Here is a 15,882-nt window from a genome sequence, read left to right as displayed (position 1 = left end):
CAAGGCGATCACGAAGGGATTCCGCGACGGCTCGCACGCCGACGAGATCAGGCCACCTCAGCCGGACAGCGGTGTGAGCAGCATCCGGCCGGCCAGCCCGACGGCCGCGTCCAGCCGCTCGGTGAACTCCTCGGCCAGGTCGCCGAACCGGCGCAGCGTCCACAGGGCCCGCGCCGCCGACCAGGTCGCGTCCCGGGCCCGCTCCAGGCTCCAGGAGCTGAGCAGATGGGTCAGCGGATCGGCGATCTGGAGGAGGTCGGGACCCGGCATCAGCTCCTCGCGGATGCGCTCCTCCAGGGAGACGAGCAGCTCGCCCACCCGGTCGAACTCGTCCTCCAGATCGGCCGGTTCGCAGCCGAGGGCACGGCAGGTGTCCACCACGGCCAGCGCCAGGTCGTGCCCGATGTGCGCGTTGATGCCCGCGAGCGCGAACTGCAGCGGCCGTACGCCGGGATGCCGGCGGAACTGGAACAGCGGCCGCCAGCAGGCCGGCGGCCGCGTCTCACCGTCCGCCGCGTCCACGGCCGCCAGATACCGCTCGGCGAACCGCACGTCCAGCGTCGCCGCGGCTCTCGGGTCCCCGAACCGGCCCGCGTCCAGGCGCCGTTCGACCTCCTCCGTGACGGCGAGGTAGACACGGTTGAAGACCGCGACCCCGTCCCGCTCCGGCAGGACCGCGTCCAGCGCGCGCATCCGGGAGACGACGGTGCCGACCGGAGCCATGAGGTGTTCCGACTGCGCCATGGGGGAAGCGTCCCAGCCCCGGCCCGCCGGACACGCCGACGGGCCGGGCATTCCCCGGAACGGAGGACGCGGACCCGGTCGGCGGCTAGGGAGCGGACTCGTCGTAGGAGCTGGTGCCCTCGTCGAGGAGCGGTTCCTGCCGCTTCAGGTGGGCCGGGGCGAAGGCGCGCAGGGTGTGGTAGCCGACGATGACCACCAGGGTGCCGAGGGCGATGCCGCTCAGGGAGAAGGTGTCGGTGAACTTCATGCTGACGTTGCCGACGCCGATGATGATGCCCGCGGCGGCCGGGACCAGGTTCAGCGGGTTGCGCAGGTCGACCTTGGCGTGCAGCCAGATCTGGGCGCCGAGCAGGCCGATCATGCCGTACAGGATGACGGTGATGCCGCCGAGCACCCCGCCCGGCACCGCGGCCACCACCGCGCCGAACTTGGGGCAGACGCCGAACAGCAGGGCGAAGCCGGCGGCGGCCCAGTAGGCGGCGGTGGAGTAGACCCGGGTCGCGGCCATCACGCCGATGTTCTCGGAGTAGGTGGTGTTGGGCGGGCCGCCGACCGCGGTGGAGAGCATGGAGGCGACGCCGTCCGCCGAGATCGCGGTGCCGAGCCGGTCGTCGAGGGAGTCGCCGGTCATCTCGCCGACGGCCTTGACGTGCCCGGCGTTCTCCGCGACGAGGGCGATCACGACCGGGAGGGCGACCAGGACCGCCGACCACTGGAAGGTCGGACCGTGGAAGGACGGCAGCCCGATCCAGTCCGCCCTGCCGACACCGGACAGGTCCAGGCGCCAGTGGTCGGTGACCTTGCCGTCCGGGCCCGTGGAGTGGATCCTGCCGAGGATCCGGTCCAGGGCCCAGGACAGGACGTAGCCGAAGAGCAGGCCCAGGAAGATCGCGATGCGTGACCAGAAACCACGCAGACAGACGACGGCCAGACCGGTGAAGGCCATCACCAGCAGCGCGGTCCACTGGTCCTGCGGCCAGTAGGTCGAGGCGGTCACCGGGGCCAGGTTGAAGCCGATCAGCATGACGACCGCGCCGGTGACGATCGGCGGCATCGCGGCGTGGATGATCCTGGCGCCGAAGCGCTGGACGGCCAGTCCCACCAGGAAGAGCACCGCGCCGACCACGAGGACCGCGCCGGTCACGGTGGCGCTGGTGCCGCCCTGGGCGCGGATGACGGCCGCGACCCCGACGAAGGACAGGGAGCAGCCCAGGTAGCTGGGGACCCGGCCGCGGGTCGCGAGCAGGAAGATCACGGTCGCGACACCGGACATCATGATCGCCAGATTGGGGTCGAGCCCCATCAGCACCGGGGCGACGAAGGACGCGCCGAACATGGCGACCACGTGCTGGGCGCCGAGCCCGATCGTGCGGGGCCAGGAGAGCCGTTCGTCGGGGCGCACCACCGCGCCGGGCGCGGGCGTGCGCCCGTCACCGTGCAGTTTCCAGCGCACGCCGAGATCCATGTGGGGGTTCGCTTTCTTCGAAGTGCCGTGAAGACGGCTTCGTACGTGAAGACGGTCCGCACCATTGTCACGGCTACCTGGCGGTCCTACGCTCACACGGTCCCACTCGTGAACTGGATTCACATACCTGACCGAGATCGCTTCCCGTCCGATCGGAGAGCTCGATGAGTGGAAGATCCCGCACGGCCGTCGTCCTTACGGCGCTGGCGGCCCTCGGAGCCGTCCTCGTCCCCTCCGCCGACGCGGTCCCGAGGACCCCGAAGGCGCCCGACACCGCGGTCCTGGACGGCGCCCGTCTCCAGCGGACCAGGGCCGAACTGGACCGCGGCGATCCGCGACCGCGCCGCGCGGTGCGCGACCTGACGGCACGCGCCGACGCCTGGCTGGACCAGGGCCCCTGGACCGTCGTCGACAAACCGAGGCCCGCTCCCGGCGGCGACGTCCACGACTACCTCAGCCAGGCCCCCTACTGGTGGCCCACCACCGCCCCCACCGCCGAGAACCCCTGGGGCTGCCCCTACGTCCAGCGCGACGGGCAGCGCAACCCCGAGGTCGACACCGGCACCGACCGCCAGGACGTGGAGAAGGTCTTCGACTCGGTCTACGACCTCTCCCTGGCCTGGTACTACACGGGCGGACGGCAGTACGCGCGCAAGGCCGGCCAGGTCCTGCGCACCTGGTTCCTCGACCCGGCGACCCGCATGAACCCGAACCTCGACCACGCCCAGTTCATCCCGTGCAAGTACGACGGCCGGGCCATCGGCGTCATCGACTTCTCCCAGTCGTACACGAGCGTCGTGGACGCCCTGGCGATCCTCGCCACCGGCGCGCCCGGCTGGAGCGCCCGGGACCGCGCCGGCATGCGGGACTGGAACACGGACTTCCGTGACTGGCTGGAGAACAGCGCCTTCGGCACGGAGGAGGGCGCCGCCGCCAACAACCACGGCACCTTCTACGACATGCAGCTGGCCGCCCTCGCCTACGCGACCGGGGACAGGGCGCTGGCCAGGAAGACCGTGCTGGACGCGCGGGCCCGGCGGATCGACCCGCAGGTGGCGGCCGACGGCAGCCAGCCGCAGGAACTTGCCCGCACCCGGAGCTGGCACTACTCGACCTTCGACCTGGTCGCCTACACCCGGCTCGCGGCCATCGGCCGGCACGTCGGGGTGAACCTCTGGACCTACCGGGGCCCGGACGGGCAGAGCCTGTTCAAGGCCGTGGACTACCTGCTGCCCGCCGCGACCGGAGCCGCCGCCTGGCCCCATCCGGAGCTGGAGTTCCACCGCTACGCGGCGTCCGACGTCGTCCGCGCGGCCGCCGACGCGGGCGACGAGGCGGCCCGGCGGGCGGTACGACGGCTGGAGGCGCCTCCCGGCGGCGACCTCTGGGCGCTGCGCCCGGCCGCCGAGCAGCTGGACTCGATCGCCGGCTGAGGGCCGCGGAGGGGGATCCTGAGCGCTCGCTTAGACTGGCGTCAGCTGAAGGCCAGCGATACGCCAGCACCGCCCAGGAGCCCCACCCGTGACCGCCGAAGCCCCGACCGCGCCCGCCCTGTCCCACGGACGGCTCGTCCCCGTCACCGTCCACTTCGACGACCTGGACGCGCTCGGGCTGCTCCACAACGCCCGCTACCCCGTGATGGTCGAGCGGGCCTGGGCCGAACTGTGGCAGGGGCACGGCTTCGCCTTCGAGGGCGACTGGGCCGCGGCCGAGGACGCCTGCAACGCGGTCAAGGAACTCCGCATCGGCTACCAGGCCCCGGTCACCCGGCCGGGCGCCTACGCCGTCCACCTGTGGTTGGAACGGCTCGGCACCACGGGGCTGACCTACGGCTTCCGGTTCTGTTCGGCGGACGGCGCGACCACCTACGCGCACGGCACCCGGGTCCTGGTCCGGCTGGACGCGGCCACCCTGCGCCCCGCGCCCTGGAGCGAGCGCTTCAGGGCCGCGGGCCGGGAACTGCTGCGGCCGGCGGACTGACCTCCGCGCGCGTGCCGCGGTCCCCGGCCCGCAGCACGCCCGCGAACACCACCAGGCCGCAGGTGAGCGCCGTGACCACGCCGAACGACACCACCAGGCTGGTCGCCTGGGCCACCCCGCCGATCAGGCTGGGCGCGACCAGCCCCGAGGTGTAGGTGATGGTCGCGACGCCCGCGATCGCCTGACTCGGATTCGGCCCGGCGTGCCCGGCCGCCGCGAAGCACAGCGGTACGACGACGGCGATGCCGAGACCCATCAGCGCGAACCCGGTCATCGCCACCGCCGGATTCCCGGCGAGGACGATCAGCAGACCGCCGAACGCGGCCAGCACCCCGCCCGCGCGCACCGTACGCACCGTGCCGAAACGGTTGACCACGGCGTCCCCGCTGATCCGGGCGACCGCCATGGTCAGCATGAATCCGGTGGTGGTGGCCGCCGCGAGCCCCGCCGAACTGTCCATCCGGTCCCGCAGGAACACCGCCGACCAGTCCAGGCTCGCGCCTTCGGCGAACACCGCGCAGAAGCCGACCGCGCCGATCAGCAGGGCCGACCGGGGCGGCAGCGCGAACCGCGGCGGCGGCTCCTCGTCCTCGGCGGGCTGGAGGTCCAGCACCCAGCCGGCCGCCAGTACACCGAGCACCGTGAGGGTGGCGGCGGCCAGCGCGAAGTGCAGCCGGGCGTCCGAACCGAGGTGCGCGGCCAGGGTGCCCGCCGCCGAACCGATCAGGGCGCCCGCGCTCCACATGCCGTGCAGTCCCGACATGATCGACTTGTCGAGCAGCCGCTCCACCTCGACCCCGAGGGCGTTCATCGCGACGTCGGACATGCCCGCGCTGGCGCCGTAGACGAACATCGCCAGGCAGAGCGTGTAGAGGTTCGGCGCCAGGGACGGCAGGACCAGCGACAGGGTCCACATCGCGATCAGGCCGCGCAGGGCGGTACGGCTGCCGAAGCGATGACTGATCCGGCCCGCCAGCGGCATCGAGCACGAGGCGCCGAACGCGGTGAACGCGAGGGCGAGACCGAGCTGTCCGGCGCCCAGGCCCGCGTGCTCCTGGATCCAGGGCACCCGGGTCGCGAACGAGCCGGTGACCGCACCGTGCACGGTGAACACGGCCGCGACGGCGTACCGCGCCCGCTTCACCTCCTGCCGCTCGTGGTGCCCGCTGTCCATGGCTCTCATGGTCCTGCCCCTCCCCGGGTGGGTGCCGCCCCGCTGTCGCGCCGTAAACTATCAGGGACCCTTCCTGATAGATAGAGAGCGAAGCGGCCGTCCCGGGCCGCGCCGATCTGGGAGGATGCCCGTCATGCCCGCATCACCGAGCACCGCCCGGGCCATCAACGACCGGCTCGCCCTCGCCCTGCTCCAGCAGGAAGGCGCGCTGACGGCGGGGCAGTTGAAACAGCTGACCGGGCTGTCCCGGCCCACCGTCGCCGACCTCGTCGAACGGCTCACCGCCTCCGGCCTGATCGCGGTGGTCGGCGAGTCCGGCGAACAGCGCCGCGGGCCGAACGCCCGGCTCTACGGCATCGTCGCCGACCGTGCCTGCCTCGCCGCCCTCGACATCCGCACCGAGAGCGTCTCGGTCCTGGTGTCCGACCTGGTCGGGCGGGTGCTGGCGGAGGGATCGGTGCCGGTCGGGTCGGAGGCCGGCGAGGCCGCCGCCGTCGAACAGGCGGTCGGACTGGTCGAGCGGACCGCGCGGAAGGCGGCGGCGTCCGGCGGCGGGCGGCTGCACACCGTCGGCATCGGGGCGCCCGGGCTCGTCGACCCGGCGAGCGGCGAACTCCGCGACTCGGCGGGCCTGCCCGCCTGGCACCGCCGGCTGGTCGCCGCCGTCCAGGAGCGGTTCCCGCAGGCCCGGGTCAGCGTCGAGAACGAGACCAACCTGGCCGCCCTGGCCGAACAGCGCGAGGGCGCGGCCCGCGACCGGGACACCTTCGTGCTGCTGTGGCTGGGGCACGGCTGCGGCGCCGCCGTCGTCCTGGACGGCAGCCTGCGCCGGGGCGCCTCCGGCGGCACGGGTGAGATCGGCTTCCTGCCGGTGCCCGGCACGTCAGGACTCCCGTCGGCGACGGACTGCGCCGGCGGCTACCACTCCCTGGTCGCCGCGGCGGCGATCACCGAACTGGCCGGACGACACGGTCTGCGCCCAGCGGGGTCGACGGGCCCGGCGACCGCCGCGGCGGCCCTGGTCGGTGAGGCGGTCCTGGGCGCGGGGGAGAGCGGCGAGGTGTCTCGCGGGCGTCGTGGTGCCGGCGGAGACCACCCCGCGGACGGCCGTCCACCCTCCCCGGCGTCCCCCGAGGCGGGCTTCCTCGACGCCCTCGCCGACCGCGTCGCCGTGGGCGTCGCCGCGGTCGTCGCGGTCCTGGACCCCGGCCGTGTGGTCCTCGGCGGCGAGATCGGCGCGGCCGGCGGCACCGCGCTCGCCACCCGCGTGGAGGAACGGCTGCGCCGGATGTCCCCGCTGGCCACCGAGGTCCGGGCGAGCGTCCTCGGCGGCGAGGCCGTGCTGCGCGGAGCGCTGCTGACGGCGCGGGAGCGAGCGCAGGACGAACTGTTCGCACCACGGGAACGCTGAACCGACCGTGACCGCCCTGGTGGGCGACCCGGCGACGGGCAAGGGCCGTCGTCACCGCCGCCGGGCCCGCCCGAACGATAAATGGACTAGACCAGTAGGGTCAAGAGCTGCGGATCAAGTCAAGTTGCCTGGTTGGAGGGCCTGTTGGGCCGTCGCTGCGCATAAGGCGGGCCATGGGGGAAGTCCAGCGGCACGGTCTGTGAGGCACCCCACACGGTCGCCCCGCATGGACCCTTGCCCGGCGTGGCACACTGGCCCTGTACCAGAAGCAGCGCACTCCGGGGTCGGTGAAACTCCGAACCGGCGGTTACAGTCCGCGACCCGTCCGCTTCCAGCGGCCGGTTGACCAGGTGAAATTCCTGGACCGACGGTTAAAGTCCGGATGGGAGGCAGTGCGCGGCGGGCGAGCATGTCTTCGTGCGCGCCGCCGTATCTGGTCTCGTCCCTCATGGGCGGGACCTTGTCGGCGTCGCTCCCGGTGTGCTCTTCCGTCCTTTCTGTCGTTCGTCGACAGGCCCCGGAGTCCGTGCCCCTATGTGGCAGGAGGACCCGGGAAGTGTTCACCGGAATCGTCGAAGAGCTGGGTGAGATCACCGCCGTCGAGAACCTCGGCGACGCCTCCCGTTTCCGGCTCCGTGGCCCCGTGGTGACCGAGGGCGCACAGCACGGCGACTCCATCGCCGTGAACGGCGTCTGTCTGACCGTCGTGGAACACGAGGGTGACGAGTTCACCGCCGACGTCATGCAGGAGACCCTGAAGCGCTCCTCCCTCGGCGCGCTCGGCGTCGGCTCCCGCGTCAACCTGGAGCGCCCCACCGCGGTCGGCTCCCGGCTCGGCGGCCACATCGTGCAGGGCCATGTCGACGGCACCGGTCAGGTGCTCTCCAGGACCCCGTCCGAGAACTGGGAGATCGTCAAGGTCTCGCTCCCCGCGGACCTCGCCCGCTACGTCGTGGAGAAGGGCTCCATCACGGTCGACGGCATCAGCCTCACCGTCGTCGAGGCCGGCGCCGACCACTTCACGGTCAGCCTCATCCCGACCACCCTCGACCTCACCACCCTCGGCCTCAAGCAGCCCGGCGACCCCGTCAACCTGGAGGTCGACGTCGTCGCCAAGTACGTCGAGCGCCTGCTCGCGAACGTGCCGGGAGCGGGCAAGTGAACGCGCTGAACTCCGAGGCCTTCGTCCTGTTCGGCCAGCACATCCTCTGGTCGGACATGATCGGCAACATACTCGGCCTGGCCGCCCTCGCCCTCGGCTGGCGCCGCAACCTGTGGAGCTGGCCGGTCCAGTTCGCCTCCGGCCTCATCCTCTTCGGCGCCTTCTACGGCCACTTGACCGGCAGCGCCGGCAAGCAGGCCGTCGTCATGACGGTCGCGCTCTACGGCTGGTGGCAGTGGAACCGCAGCAGGGGCGAGGGCACCGACGGCCACATCACGCCCCGGTTCGCCACCTGGCGCGAGCGCGGCGCGATGACCGCCGCCGCGGCCGCGGGCACCGTCGCCGTCGCCCTGCTCTTCAAGGCCTACCCGTCCCTGTCCTGGGACCCCTGGCCCGACGCCTACATCTTCGTCGGCACCGTCGTCGCCATGTACGCCCAGGCCCGGGGCATGGTCGAGTTCTGGATCGCCTGGCTCCTGGTCGACCTGGTCGGCGTCCCCCTCAACTTCGCCAACGGCTACGCCTTCTCCGGCTTCGTCTACGTCATCTACGGCGCGCTCGTCCTGTGGGGCATGCGCGACTGGTGGCTGCGCTCCCGCCAGGGCCCGCGGCCCGCTCTGGAAGGAGCACCCGCATGACCGCCATCCCGTCGCCGGCCACCACCCCGGTCGAGGCGCTGCGCGCCGTCCCTCCCGTCCTCTACGGCACCGACGACGTCGAGGACCTCACCCTCGACCCCGTCGAGCGCGCCATCGCCGACATCGCGGCCGGCCGCCCGATCGTCGTCGTCGACGACGAGGACCGCGAGAACGAGGGCGACCTCGTCATCGCCGCCGAGAAGGCCACCCCCGAGATCATCGCCTTCATGATGAGCGAGTGCCGCGGCCTGATCTGCGCCCCGATGGAGGGCGCCGAACTCGACCGGCTCCGGCTGCCGCAGATGGTCGAGGACAACACCGAGTCCATGAAGACCGCGTTCACCGTCTCCGTGGACGCCTCCGCCGCGCACGGCGTCACCACCGGCATCTCCGCCGCCGACCGCGCGGCCACCCTGCGGCTGCTGGCCGGCGGCGACGCCGGGCCCGCCGACTTCGTCCGCCCCGGCCACGTCTTCCCGCTGCGCGCCCGGCCCGGCGGCGTCCTCACCCGCAACGGCCACACCGAGGCCGCCGTCGACCTGGCCCGGCTCGCGGGCCTGCGCCCGGCCGGCGCCATCGTCGAGATCGCCGGCGAGGACGGCCGGATGCTCCGGCTCCCCGAGCTGATCCCGTTCGCCCGCAAGCACGGCCTGACGATCATCTCCATCGCCGACCTGATCACCTACCGCCGCTCCGCCGAGCCCACCGTCCGCCGCGAGGCCGAGGTCAACCTCCCCACCGCGCACGGGACGTTCACGGCGTACGGCTACCGCTCCACCATCGACGGCGTCGAGCACGTCGCCCTCGTCCACGGCGAGATCGGCGACGGCGAGGACGTCCTCGTGCGGGTCCACTCCGAATGCCTCACCGGAGACGTCTTCGGCTCGGCCCGCTGCGACTGCGGCCCCCAGCTGGACGCCGCCCTGGACCGCATCCAGGACGAGGGCCGGGGCGTCGTCGTCTACCTGCGCGGCCACGAGGGCCGCGGCATCGGACTGCTGTCCAAGCTGCGCGCCTACGAACTCCAGGAGCGCGGCCGCGACACCCTGGACGCCAACCTGGAGCTCGGCCTGCCCGCGGACGCCCGCGACTACGGCGCCGGCGCGCAGATCCTGGCCGACCTCGGGGTGCGCCGCGTGCGGCTGATGACCAACAACCCCGACAAGAGCGACGCGCTGCTCAGCCACGGCATCCAGGTCAGCGGCCGGGAGCCGATGCCCGTGCAGGCGGGCGAGCACAACCTCCGCTACCTGCGCACCAAGCGGGACCGGATGGGTCACGACCTGCCCTGGCTGGACGCCCCCGCGGTGTCCGGCTGCGGCAACCAGTAAAGAACAGAACCGAGGAGAGACGTGAGCGGCAAGGGTGCACCGGAACTGTCCGTACGCAATGTCAGCGACCTGCGGGTCGCGGTCATCGCGGCCCAGTGGCACGAGAAGGTGATGGACGGTCTGGTGAACGGCGCGCTGCGCGCCCTGCGCGACCTGGGAATCGACGAGCCGACCCTGCTGCGGGTCCCCGGCAGCTGGGAACTCCCGGTCGCCGCCAAGGTCCTCGCGGGCCGCGGCTACGACGCGGTGGTCGCGCTCGGTGTCGTCATCCGTGGCGGCACCCCCCACTTCGAGTACGTGTGCCAGGGCGTCACCCAGGGCCTCGCCCAGGTCTCCGTCGAGACCGGTGTGCCGGTCGGTTTCGGCCTGCTCACCTGCGACAACGAGGAGCAGGCCCTGGACCGGGCGGGCCTGGAGGGCTCCCACGAGGACAAGGGCCACGAGGCGGTGACGGCGGCGGTGGCGACGGCGGCCACGCTCCGCTCGGTATCCGAACCCTGGCACTGAGCGACGCGGGGTGTGGCGTAGTCTGGCGCACACCATGTCCAACAAGACTTTCGAGGAGCTCTTCACCGAGCTCCAGCACAAGGCCGCCCACGGCGACCCCGCCACGTCCCGCACCGCCGAACTGGTCGGGAAGGGGGTCCATGCCATCGGCAAGAAGGTCGTCGAAGAGGCCGCCGAGGTCTGGATGGCCGCCGAGTACGAGGGCAAGGAGGCCGCTGCCGAGGAGATCTCGCAGCTCCTCTACCACGTGCAGGTGATGATGGTCGCCCGCGGGATCTCGCTGGACGACGTCTACTCCCACCTGTAGAACCTTCTCCGACCCGACCCCTTCAACCCGAGCAAAGGAAGCCGACCTCATGCTGCGCATCGCCGTCCCCAACAAGGGTTCCCTCTCAGGACCTGCGGCGGACATGCTGCACGAGGCCGGCTACCGGCAGCGCCGGGAGTCCAAGGAACTGCGCACCGTCGACCCGGTCAACGACGTCGAGTTCTTCTACCTGCGGCCCCGGGACATCGCGATCTACGTCTCCTCCGGCCGCCTGGACATCGGCATCACCGGCCGTGACCTGCTCATCGACTCCGGCGCCCGCGCCGAGGAGATCCTGCCGCTCGGCTTCGCCCGGTCCACCTTCCGTTTCGCCTCCAAGCCCGGCGCGGCCGAGAGCCTGGACGACCTCGCGGGCAAGACGGTCGCCACCTCCTACGAGGGCATCGTCGCCAAGCACCTCGCCGACAGCGGCGTCGACGCGTCCGTCGTCCACCTGGACGGCGCCGTCGAGACCGCCATCGAACTCGGTGTCGCCGAGGTCATCGCCGACGTCGTCGAGACCGGCACCTCGCTGCGCAACGCGGGCCTTGAGGTCTTCGGCGAGCCGATCATGACCTCCGAGGCGATCGTCGTCCGCCGGGCCGGCGCCGGCGTCGAGGAACCCAAGGTCCAGCAGTTCCTGCGCCGCCTCCAGGGCGTCCTGGTCGCCCGCACCTACGTGATGATGGACTACGACTGCCGGGTCGAGCAGCTGGAGAAGGCCGTCGCCCTCACCCCGGGCCTGGAGTCGCCGACCGTCTCCCCGCTGCACAACGAGGGCTGGGTCGCCGTCCGCGCCATGGTCCCCACCAAGGACGCGCAGCGGATCATGGACGATCTGTACGACATCGGCGCCCGCGCCATCCTGACCACGGCCATCCACGCCTGCCGCCTCTGAAACGCCCGCGAGAGATGTCCGACCTTCCTTCCCTCCCCGTCACCTTCCGGCCGGGCCACACGCGCGTGATCCTGCTCACCGCGGGTGCCGCCATGTTCGCCACCATCACCGCGGTCGCGCTGCTCCTCGAACAGCTCGGCCCGGGGGAGCAGCTCAGCTTCATCCTGACCGGCGCGCTGATCTTCTGGGTGCTGGCCCTGCTGGCCCGGGTGAAGGTGGTCGCCGACGAGTCCGGCGTCACCGTGGTCAACGTGGCCAGCAGGCGGCGTCTGGAGTGGGCGGAGATCGTCCAGGTGAACCTCCGCCCGGGTGACCCGTGGGTGTTCCTGGACCTCACCGACGGCACCAGCCTGCCCGCGCTCGGCATCCAGCCGGGCGTCGCCAGACAGCGCGCCATCGCCGACGCCAAGGCCCTGCGGGCCCTCGCCGAGGCCCGCGCGAGCCACGGCCCCGAACAGCACCAGGGCTGAAATCACGCAACTTCGGGGCCGTCTCGGGGTCGTCCACCCTGCCCTAGTGGGCCCGGTCTTGATTAATCTGTTGGCGGAGGCTTTTCACGTCCCGCCTCCACCCCTGTCGCGCGCCCGGCGCACAGGGGTTCCTGCTACCCGAGGAGTGACCCTCTCCGGCGATGGACGGATCGTCCTGTAGTACCTGCGCCGCCCCCTCCCGACATACCGCGGACCGCCCGTGCGGGTTCCGCGAGGCTTCGGAGGCGGCGGCATCATGACCACCCCCCTGCTGCTCCTGGCAGCCGCGTTCCTCCTCATCCTCGCCAACGGTTTCTTCGTGGCCGCCGAGTTCGGCCTGGTGACCGTGGAGCGACCCGAGGCCGAGAAGGCCGCCGCCGACGGCGACAAGCGCGCCGGCACGGTCGTCGAGGCGTTGAAGGAACTCTCCTTCCAGCTCTCCGGCACCCAGCTGGGCATCACCATCACCTCGCTGGTCGTCGGCATGCTCGCCGAACCGGCGCTGGCCGCGCTCCTGCACGGCCCGTTCACCGCGCTCGGCCTGCCCGAGGGCGCGGTGAACGGAATCTCCGTCGTCATCGGCATGCTGCTGGCCTCGGCCATCCAGATGGTGATCGGCGAGCTCGTGCCGAAGAACTGGGCGGTCTCCAAGCCGCTCACGGTGGCGCGCTTCGTCGCCGGCCCGCAGGCCCGCTTCTCGCGCCTGTTCCGCCCGGTCATCGCCGCGCTGAACACGGTCGCCAACCGGCTGGTACGCGCCCTCGGTGTCGAACCCGCCGATGAACTGGCCTCCGCCCGCACCCCGGGCGAGCTGGTCTCGCTGGCCCGGCACTCGGCGCAGGCCGGCGCCCTGGAACAGGACACCGCCGACCTGTTCGTGCGCACCCTGTCCCTGGGCGAGCTGACCGCACAGCACGTCATGACCCCGCGCGTGAAGGTCAGCGCGCTCCAGGACTCGGCGACCGCCGAGGACGTGGTCAACCTCACCCGGGCCACCGGCCTGTCCCGCTTCCCGGTCTACCGGGAGAAGATCGACGAGATCGTGGGCATGGCCCACCTCAAGGACGCCCTGGCCGTCTCGGTCCACGACCGGCTGCGCACCCCCGTCGGCCGCATCGCCCGCAAGGCGCTGCTGGTCCCGGAGACCCTTCCGGTGCAGCCGCTGCTCGCCCGGCTCCGCTCCGAGCAGCCCATCGCGGTCGTCGTCGACGAGTACGGCGGCACGGCCGGGGTGGTCACCCTGGAGGACATCGTCGAGGAACTCGTCGGCGAGGTCCGCGACGAGCACGACAGCCCGGACGCACCGGAACTCGCGGCCGCCCCGCCCCAGGACGGCAGGCCCGCCTGGGACGTCGACGGCAGTGTCCGCGTCGACATCCTCCAGCGGATAGGCCTCGACGTGCCCGAGGGTCCGTACGAGACGGTCGCCGGCCTGGTCGCCGACCTCCTCGGCCGGATCCCGGCGCCCGGTGACCGGGCCGAGCTGCCCGGCTGGCGGCTCTCGGTCCGCCGGGTCGGCCACTACCGAGCCGAGCGGGTCCGCCTGGTCCGCACCGCCCCCGCCGTCGCGGAGGCCGTCCGATGAGCGTCCTCCAACTGGTCCTCGCGGCCCTGCTGGTCCTCGCCAACGGCTTCTTCGTGGGCGCCGAGTTCGCGCTGGTCTCGGTCCGCCGCAGCCAGATCGAGCCGCTGGGCACGGCCAGGGCCCGCCAGGTGCTCTACGGCCTGGAGCGCCTCCCGCAGATGATGGCCGCCGCCCAGTTCGGCATCACCGTCTGCTCGCTGACGCTCGGCGCGGTCGCCGAGCCGACGGTGGCGCACCTGCTGGAACCGCTGTTCGAGGCGGTGCGGCTGCCGGACGGCGTGATCCATCCGCTGGGCTACGTGATCGCGCTCGCCGGAGTCGTCTTCTTCCACCTGGTCATCGGCGAGATGGTGCCGAAGAACCTGGCGATGGCGGCGCCCGAGAAGGCGGCGCTGTGGCTGAGCCCCGGCCTGGTGGCCTTCGCCCGGGTCTGCCGGCCGATCACGGTGGCCCTGGGCGCCTGCGCCCAGGGCATCCTGAAGCTGTTCCGGGTGGAGCCGAAGGACGAGGTCGAGGCCGTCGTCACCAGCGAGCAGCTCAACCGGCTCCTGGAGGACTCCGGCCAGGCGGGCCTTCTCGACCCGGAGGAGCAGGAGCGCCTGGAGGACGCGCTGGAACTGGGCTCCCGCCCGGTCACGGACGTCCTGCTGCGGCGCGAGTCCCTGATCACGGTGCCGCCGTCGGTCACCCCGGGCCAGATCGTCGAGCTGACCGCCCGGACGGGGTTCTCCCGTTTCCCGGTCGCCGTCGAGTCCGGCGCGTTCATGGGCTATGTGCACGTCAAGGACGTACTCGACCTGGAGGACTCGGACCGGGCGGTGCCGCAGCAGCTGTGGCGCCCGATGACGACCCTGCGGGCCGAGCTGCCCCTGGACGACGCGCTCACGGTCATGCGCCGGGCGGCGACGCATCTCGCGCAGGTGGCCGACGCCCAGGGCCGCGTGCTGGGGCTGGCGGCCCTGGAGGACGTGCTGGAATTGCTGGTCGGCGAGGTCACGGACCCGGCCCACCGCGAAGAGCGGCCGACCAGGCCGCCCGAGCCGCGGGCCAGCGGAGAACCAGAAGAGGTGGCCGTCGGCTGATGCCCACGAGAGCCGCGGGACCGGTGCCGACCGGTCCCGCGGCTCTTTTGTTCGCTCCCCGATCCGTCTCTCCGCTCCCCGGTCTCCCGATCCGCGTACGCCGCTATACCGCGTTTGCAATTAATCGGCGCCTGCAACTAACGTAGGCGGCGGTCGTGCTGCCGGGCCCCGTCGCCGGCTCCCGCCGTACCGCGCGCCGCTGACCGCGCGCCGACGCCCTGCAGCACGGACCATCGACTACGTACCCACGGACGATCGGCCGCCGCCCCGGCCGGCGAGATCGACAAGGACAGGGAGAACATCGTGACCTCCATCCCCGACGTCACCCTCAACAACGGCGTCACCATGCCGCAGCTCGGCTTCGGTGTCTTCCAGGTCCCCGACGAGGAGACCACGGCCGCCGTCGCCGGGGCCCTGCGGGCCGGCTACCGCAGCATCGACACCGCCGCCGTCTACGGCAACGAACGCGGAGTCGGCCAGGCGCTCGCCGACTCCGGCATCGCCCGCGACGAACTCTTCGTGACCACCAAGCTGTGGAACAGCGAGCAGGGCCACGACTCCACGCTCGCCGCCTTCGACGCCTCCCTCGACCGGCTCGGCCTCGACCACGTCGACCTGTACCTCATCCACTGGCCGACCCCGGCCCGTGACCTGTACCTCGACACCTGGCGCGCGCTGGAGAAGCTGTACGCCGACGGACGCACCCGTGCCATCGGCGTCTCCAACTTCCAGCCCGCCCACCTGGAGCGCCTGCTCGGCGCGGCCTCCGTGGTCCCCGCCGTGAACCAGATCGAGCTGCACCCCGGCCTCCAGCAGGCCGAGTTGCGCGCATTCCACGCCCGGCACGGCATCGTCACCGAGGCCTGGAGCCCGCTCGCCCAGGGCGCCGTCCTCAAGGACGACGCGGTCACCGCGATCGCCGCCGAGCACGGCAGGACCCCGGCCCAGGTCGTGCTGCGCTGGCACCTGCAGATCGGCAACGTGGTCATCCCCAAGTCGGTCACGGACGCCCGTATCCGCGAGAACGCCGACGTGTTCGGCTTTGAACTCAGCCCGCAGGAGATCGACGCCCTCACCGGGCTCGACCGCGGCATGCGCATCGGCCCGGACCCCGACACCCTCAACTGA

The 15,882-nt window shown here is 72.2% G+C and carries 16 protein-coding genes and 1 riboswitch; of the genes, 13 read left to right on the top strand and 3 right to left on the bottom strand.

The features are described 5' to 3' along the window. Window positions 1–57: 57 nt before the first annotated feature. Together ACIRQ9_RS28675 and ACIRQ9_RS28670 are read right to left on the bottom strand one after the other, a co-directional pair. Complete coding sequence (locus ACIRQ9_RS28675; RefSeq protein WP_404179526.1) at window positions 58–744, bottom strand: DUF5995 family protein; 687 nt, start codon at window positions 742–744, stop codon at window positions 58–60. A gap of 85 nt (window positions 745–829) precedes the next feature. Next, window positions 830–2,209, bottom strand: coding sequence for a uracil-xanthine permease family protein (locus tag ACIRQ9_RS28670; RefSeq protein ID WP_404179523.1), 1,380 nt, complete (start codon window positions 2,207–2,209; stop codon window positions 830–832). Window positions 2,210–2,373: 164 nt separating this feature from the next. On the opposite strand from ACIRQ9_RS28670, the gene ACIRQ9_RS28665 reads away from it, so the two are divergent. Next, entirely contained in the window at window positions 2,374–3,642 is a 1,269-nt protein-coding gene (locus ACIRQ9_RS28665; RefSeq protein ID WP_404179520.1) for an alginate lyase family protein, read from the top strand. Between the two features lie 88 nt (window positions 3,643–3,730). Continuing rightward, window positions 3,731–4,189: an acyl-CoA thioesterase gene (locus ACIRQ9_RS28660; protein WP_404179517.1), complete on the top strand. Its 459-nt coding sequence runs from the start codon at window positions 3,731–3,733 to the stop codon at window positions 4,187–4,189. On the opposite strand, the gene ACIRQ9_RS28655 is transcribed toward ACIRQ9_RS28660, so the two are convergent. Beyond that, window positions 4,149–5,363 (bottom strand): MFS transporter, encoded by a 1,215-nt coding sequence (locus ACIRQ9_RS28655; RefSeq protein WP_404179695.1) that lies wholly within the window; start codon window positions 5,361–5,363, stop codon window positions 4,149–4,151. The genes ACIRQ9_RS28660 and ACIRQ9_RS28655 overlap by 41 nt on opposite strands. Window positions 5,364–5,496: 133 nt before the next feature. Here ACIRQ9_RS28655 and ACIRQ9_RS28650 point away from each other — a divergent pair, with 133 nt between their 5' ends. From ACIRQ9_RS28650 to ACIRQ9_RS28600, 11 genes are all read left to right on the top strand, one after another. Beyond that, window positions 5,497–6,774, top strand: coding sequence for an ROK family transcriptional regulator (locus ACIRQ9_RS28650; RefSeq protein WP_404179514.1), 1,278 nt, complete (start codon window positions 5,497–5,499; stop codon window positions 6,772–6,774). A 269-nt stretch (window positions 6,775–7,043) separates the two neighbouring features. Continuing rightward, window positions 7,044–7,174, top strand: a riboswitch (FMN riboswitch). A gap of 156 nt (window positions 7,175–7,330) precedes the next feature. Next, window positions 7,331–7,936 (top strand): riboflavin synthase, encoded by a 606-nt coding sequence (locus ACIRQ9_RS28645; protein WP_404179511.1) that lies wholly within the window; start codon window positions 7,331–7,333, stop codon window positions 7,934–7,936. After that, the gene (locus ACIRQ9_RS28640) at window positions 7,933–8,574 is read left to right on the top strand and encodes a nicotinamide riboside transporter PnuC (RefSeq protein WP_404179508.1); all 642 of its coding nucleotides are present in this window, start codon (window positions 7,933–7,935) and stop codon (window positions 8,572–8,574) included. Before ACIRQ9_RS28645 ends, ACIRQ9_RS28640 begins: the two co-directional genes overlap by 4 nt. Continuing rightward, on the top strand, window positions 8,571–9,905 hold the full coding sequence (locus tag ACIRQ9_RS28635; protein WP_404179505.1) for a bifunctional 3,4-dihydroxy-2-butanone-4-phosphate synthase/GTP cyclohydrolase II: 1,335 nt from the start codon (window positions 8,571–8,573) through the stop codon (window positions 9,903–9,905). The genes ACIRQ9_RS28640 and ACIRQ9_RS28635 overlap by 4 nt, the downstream gene beginning before the upstream one ends. Before the next feature lie 21 nt (window positions 9,906–9,926). Further along, window positions 9,927–10,412 (top strand): 6,7-dimethyl-8-ribityllumazine synthase, encoded by a 486-nt coding sequence (gene ribH / locus ACIRQ9_RS28630; RefSeq protein WP_404179502.1) that lies wholly within the window; start codon window positions 9,927–9,929, stop codon window positions 10,410–10,412. Window positions 10,413–10,446: 34 nt separating this feature from the next. Beyond that, the gene (locus tag ACIRQ9_RS28625; RefSeq protein ID WP_351320031.1) at window positions 10,447–10,719 is read left to right on the top strand and encodes a phosphoribosyl-ATP diphosphatase; all 273 of its coding nucleotides are present in this window, start codon (window positions 10,447–10,449) and stop codon (window positions 10,717–10,719) included. A 49-nt stretch (window positions 10,720–10,768) separates the two neighbouring features. Next, complete coding sequence (gene hisG, locus ACIRQ9_RS28620; protein WP_404179498.1) at window positions 10,769–11,617, top strand: ATP phosphoribosyltransferase; 849 nt, start codon at window positions 10,769–10,771, stop codon at window positions 11,615–11,617. 14 nt (window positions 11,618–11,631) lie between these two features. Next, on the top strand, window positions 11,632–12,087 hold the full coding sequence (locus ACIRQ9_RS28615) for a PH domain-containing protein (RefSeq protein ID WP_404179495.1): 456 nt from the start codon (window positions 11,632–11,634) through the stop codon (window positions 12,085–12,087). A 256-nt stretch (window positions 12,088–12,343) separates the two neighbouring features. Continuing rightward, window positions 12,344–13,672 (top strand): hemolysin family protein, encoded by a 1,329-nt coding sequence (locus ACIRQ9_RS28610; protein ID WP_404179492.1) that lies wholly within the window; start codon window positions 12,344–12,346, stop codon window positions 13,670–13,672. Beyond that, window positions 13,669–14,754 (top strand): hemolysin family protein, encoded by a 1,086-nt coding sequence (locus ACIRQ9_RS28605; protein ID WP_404179489.1) that lies wholly within the window; start codon window positions 13,669–13,671, stop codon window positions 14,752–14,754. The genes ACIRQ9_RS28610 and ACIRQ9_RS28605 overlap by 4 nt, the downstream gene beginning before the upstream one ends. Before the next feature lie 345 nt (window positions 14,755–15,099). Then, the gene (locus ACIRQ9_RS28600; RefSeq protein ID WP_404179691.1) at window positions 15,100–15,882 is read left to right on the top strand and encodes an aldo/keto reductase; all 783 of its coding nucleotides are present in this window, start codon (window positions 15,100–15,102) and stop codon (window positions 15,880–15,882) included.

The sequence above is a fragment of the Streptomyces sp. NPDC101237 genome, from assembly GCF_044767465.1.
Classification (GTDB): Bacteria; Actinomycetota; Actinomycetes; order Streptomycetales; family Streptomycetaceae; genus Streptomyces; species Streptomyces gramineus.
Note: the sequence above shows the minus strand (reverse complement) of the source record. Positions and strands in the feature narration are given on the sequence as shown.

Coding starts and splice junctions, on each gene's coding strand:
- ACIRQ9_RS28675 (WP_404179526.1), bottom strand. CDS start 744: ATGGCGCAGTCGGAACACCTCATGGCTCCGGTCGGCACCGTCGTCTCC.
- ACIRQ9_RS28670 (WP_404179523.1), bottom strand. CDS start 2,209: ATGGATCTCGGCGTGCGCTGGAAACTGCACGGTGACGGGCGCACGCCC.
- ACIRQ9_RS28610 (WP_404179492.1), top strand. CDS start 12,344: ATGACCACCCCCCTGCTGCTCCTGGCAGCCGCGTTCCTCCTCATCCTC.
- ACIRQ9_RS28655 (WP_404179695.1), bottom strand. CDS start 5,363: ATGGACAGCGGGCACCACGAGCGGCAGGAGGTGAAGCGGGCGCGGTAC.
- ACIRQ9_RS28615 (WP_404179495.1), top strand. CDS start 11,632: ATGTCCGACCTTCCTTCCCTCCCCGTCACCTTCCGGCCGGGCCACACG.
- hisG (WP_404179498.1), top strand. CDS start 10,769: ATGCTGCGCATCGCCGTCCCCAACAAGGGTTCCCTCTCAGGACCTGCG.
- ACIRQ9_RS28650 (WP_404179514.1), top strand. CDS start 5,497: ATGCCCGCATCACCGAGCACCGCCCGGGCCATCAACGACCGGCTCGCC.
- ACIRQ9_RS28635 (WP_404179505.1), top strand. CDS start 8,571: ATGACCGCCATCCCGTCGCCGGCCACCACCCCGGTCGAGGCGCTGCGC.
- ACIRQ9_RS28605 (WP_404179489.1), top strand. CDS start 13,669: ATGAGCGTCCTCCAACTGGTCCTCGCGGCCCTGCTGGTCCTCGCCAAC.
- ACIRQ9_RS28600 (WP_404179691.1), top strand. CDS start 15,100: ATGCCGCAGCTCGGCTTCGGTGTCTTCCAGGTCCCCGACGAGGAGACC.
- ACIRQ9_RS28625 (WP_351320031.1), top strand. CDS start 10,447: ATGTCCAACAAGACTTTCGAGGAGCTCTTCACCGAGCTCCAGCACAAG.
- ACIRQ9_RS28665 (WP_404179520.1), top strand. CDS start 2,374: ATGAGTGGAAGATCCCGCACGGCCGTCGTCCTTACGGCGCTGGCGGCC.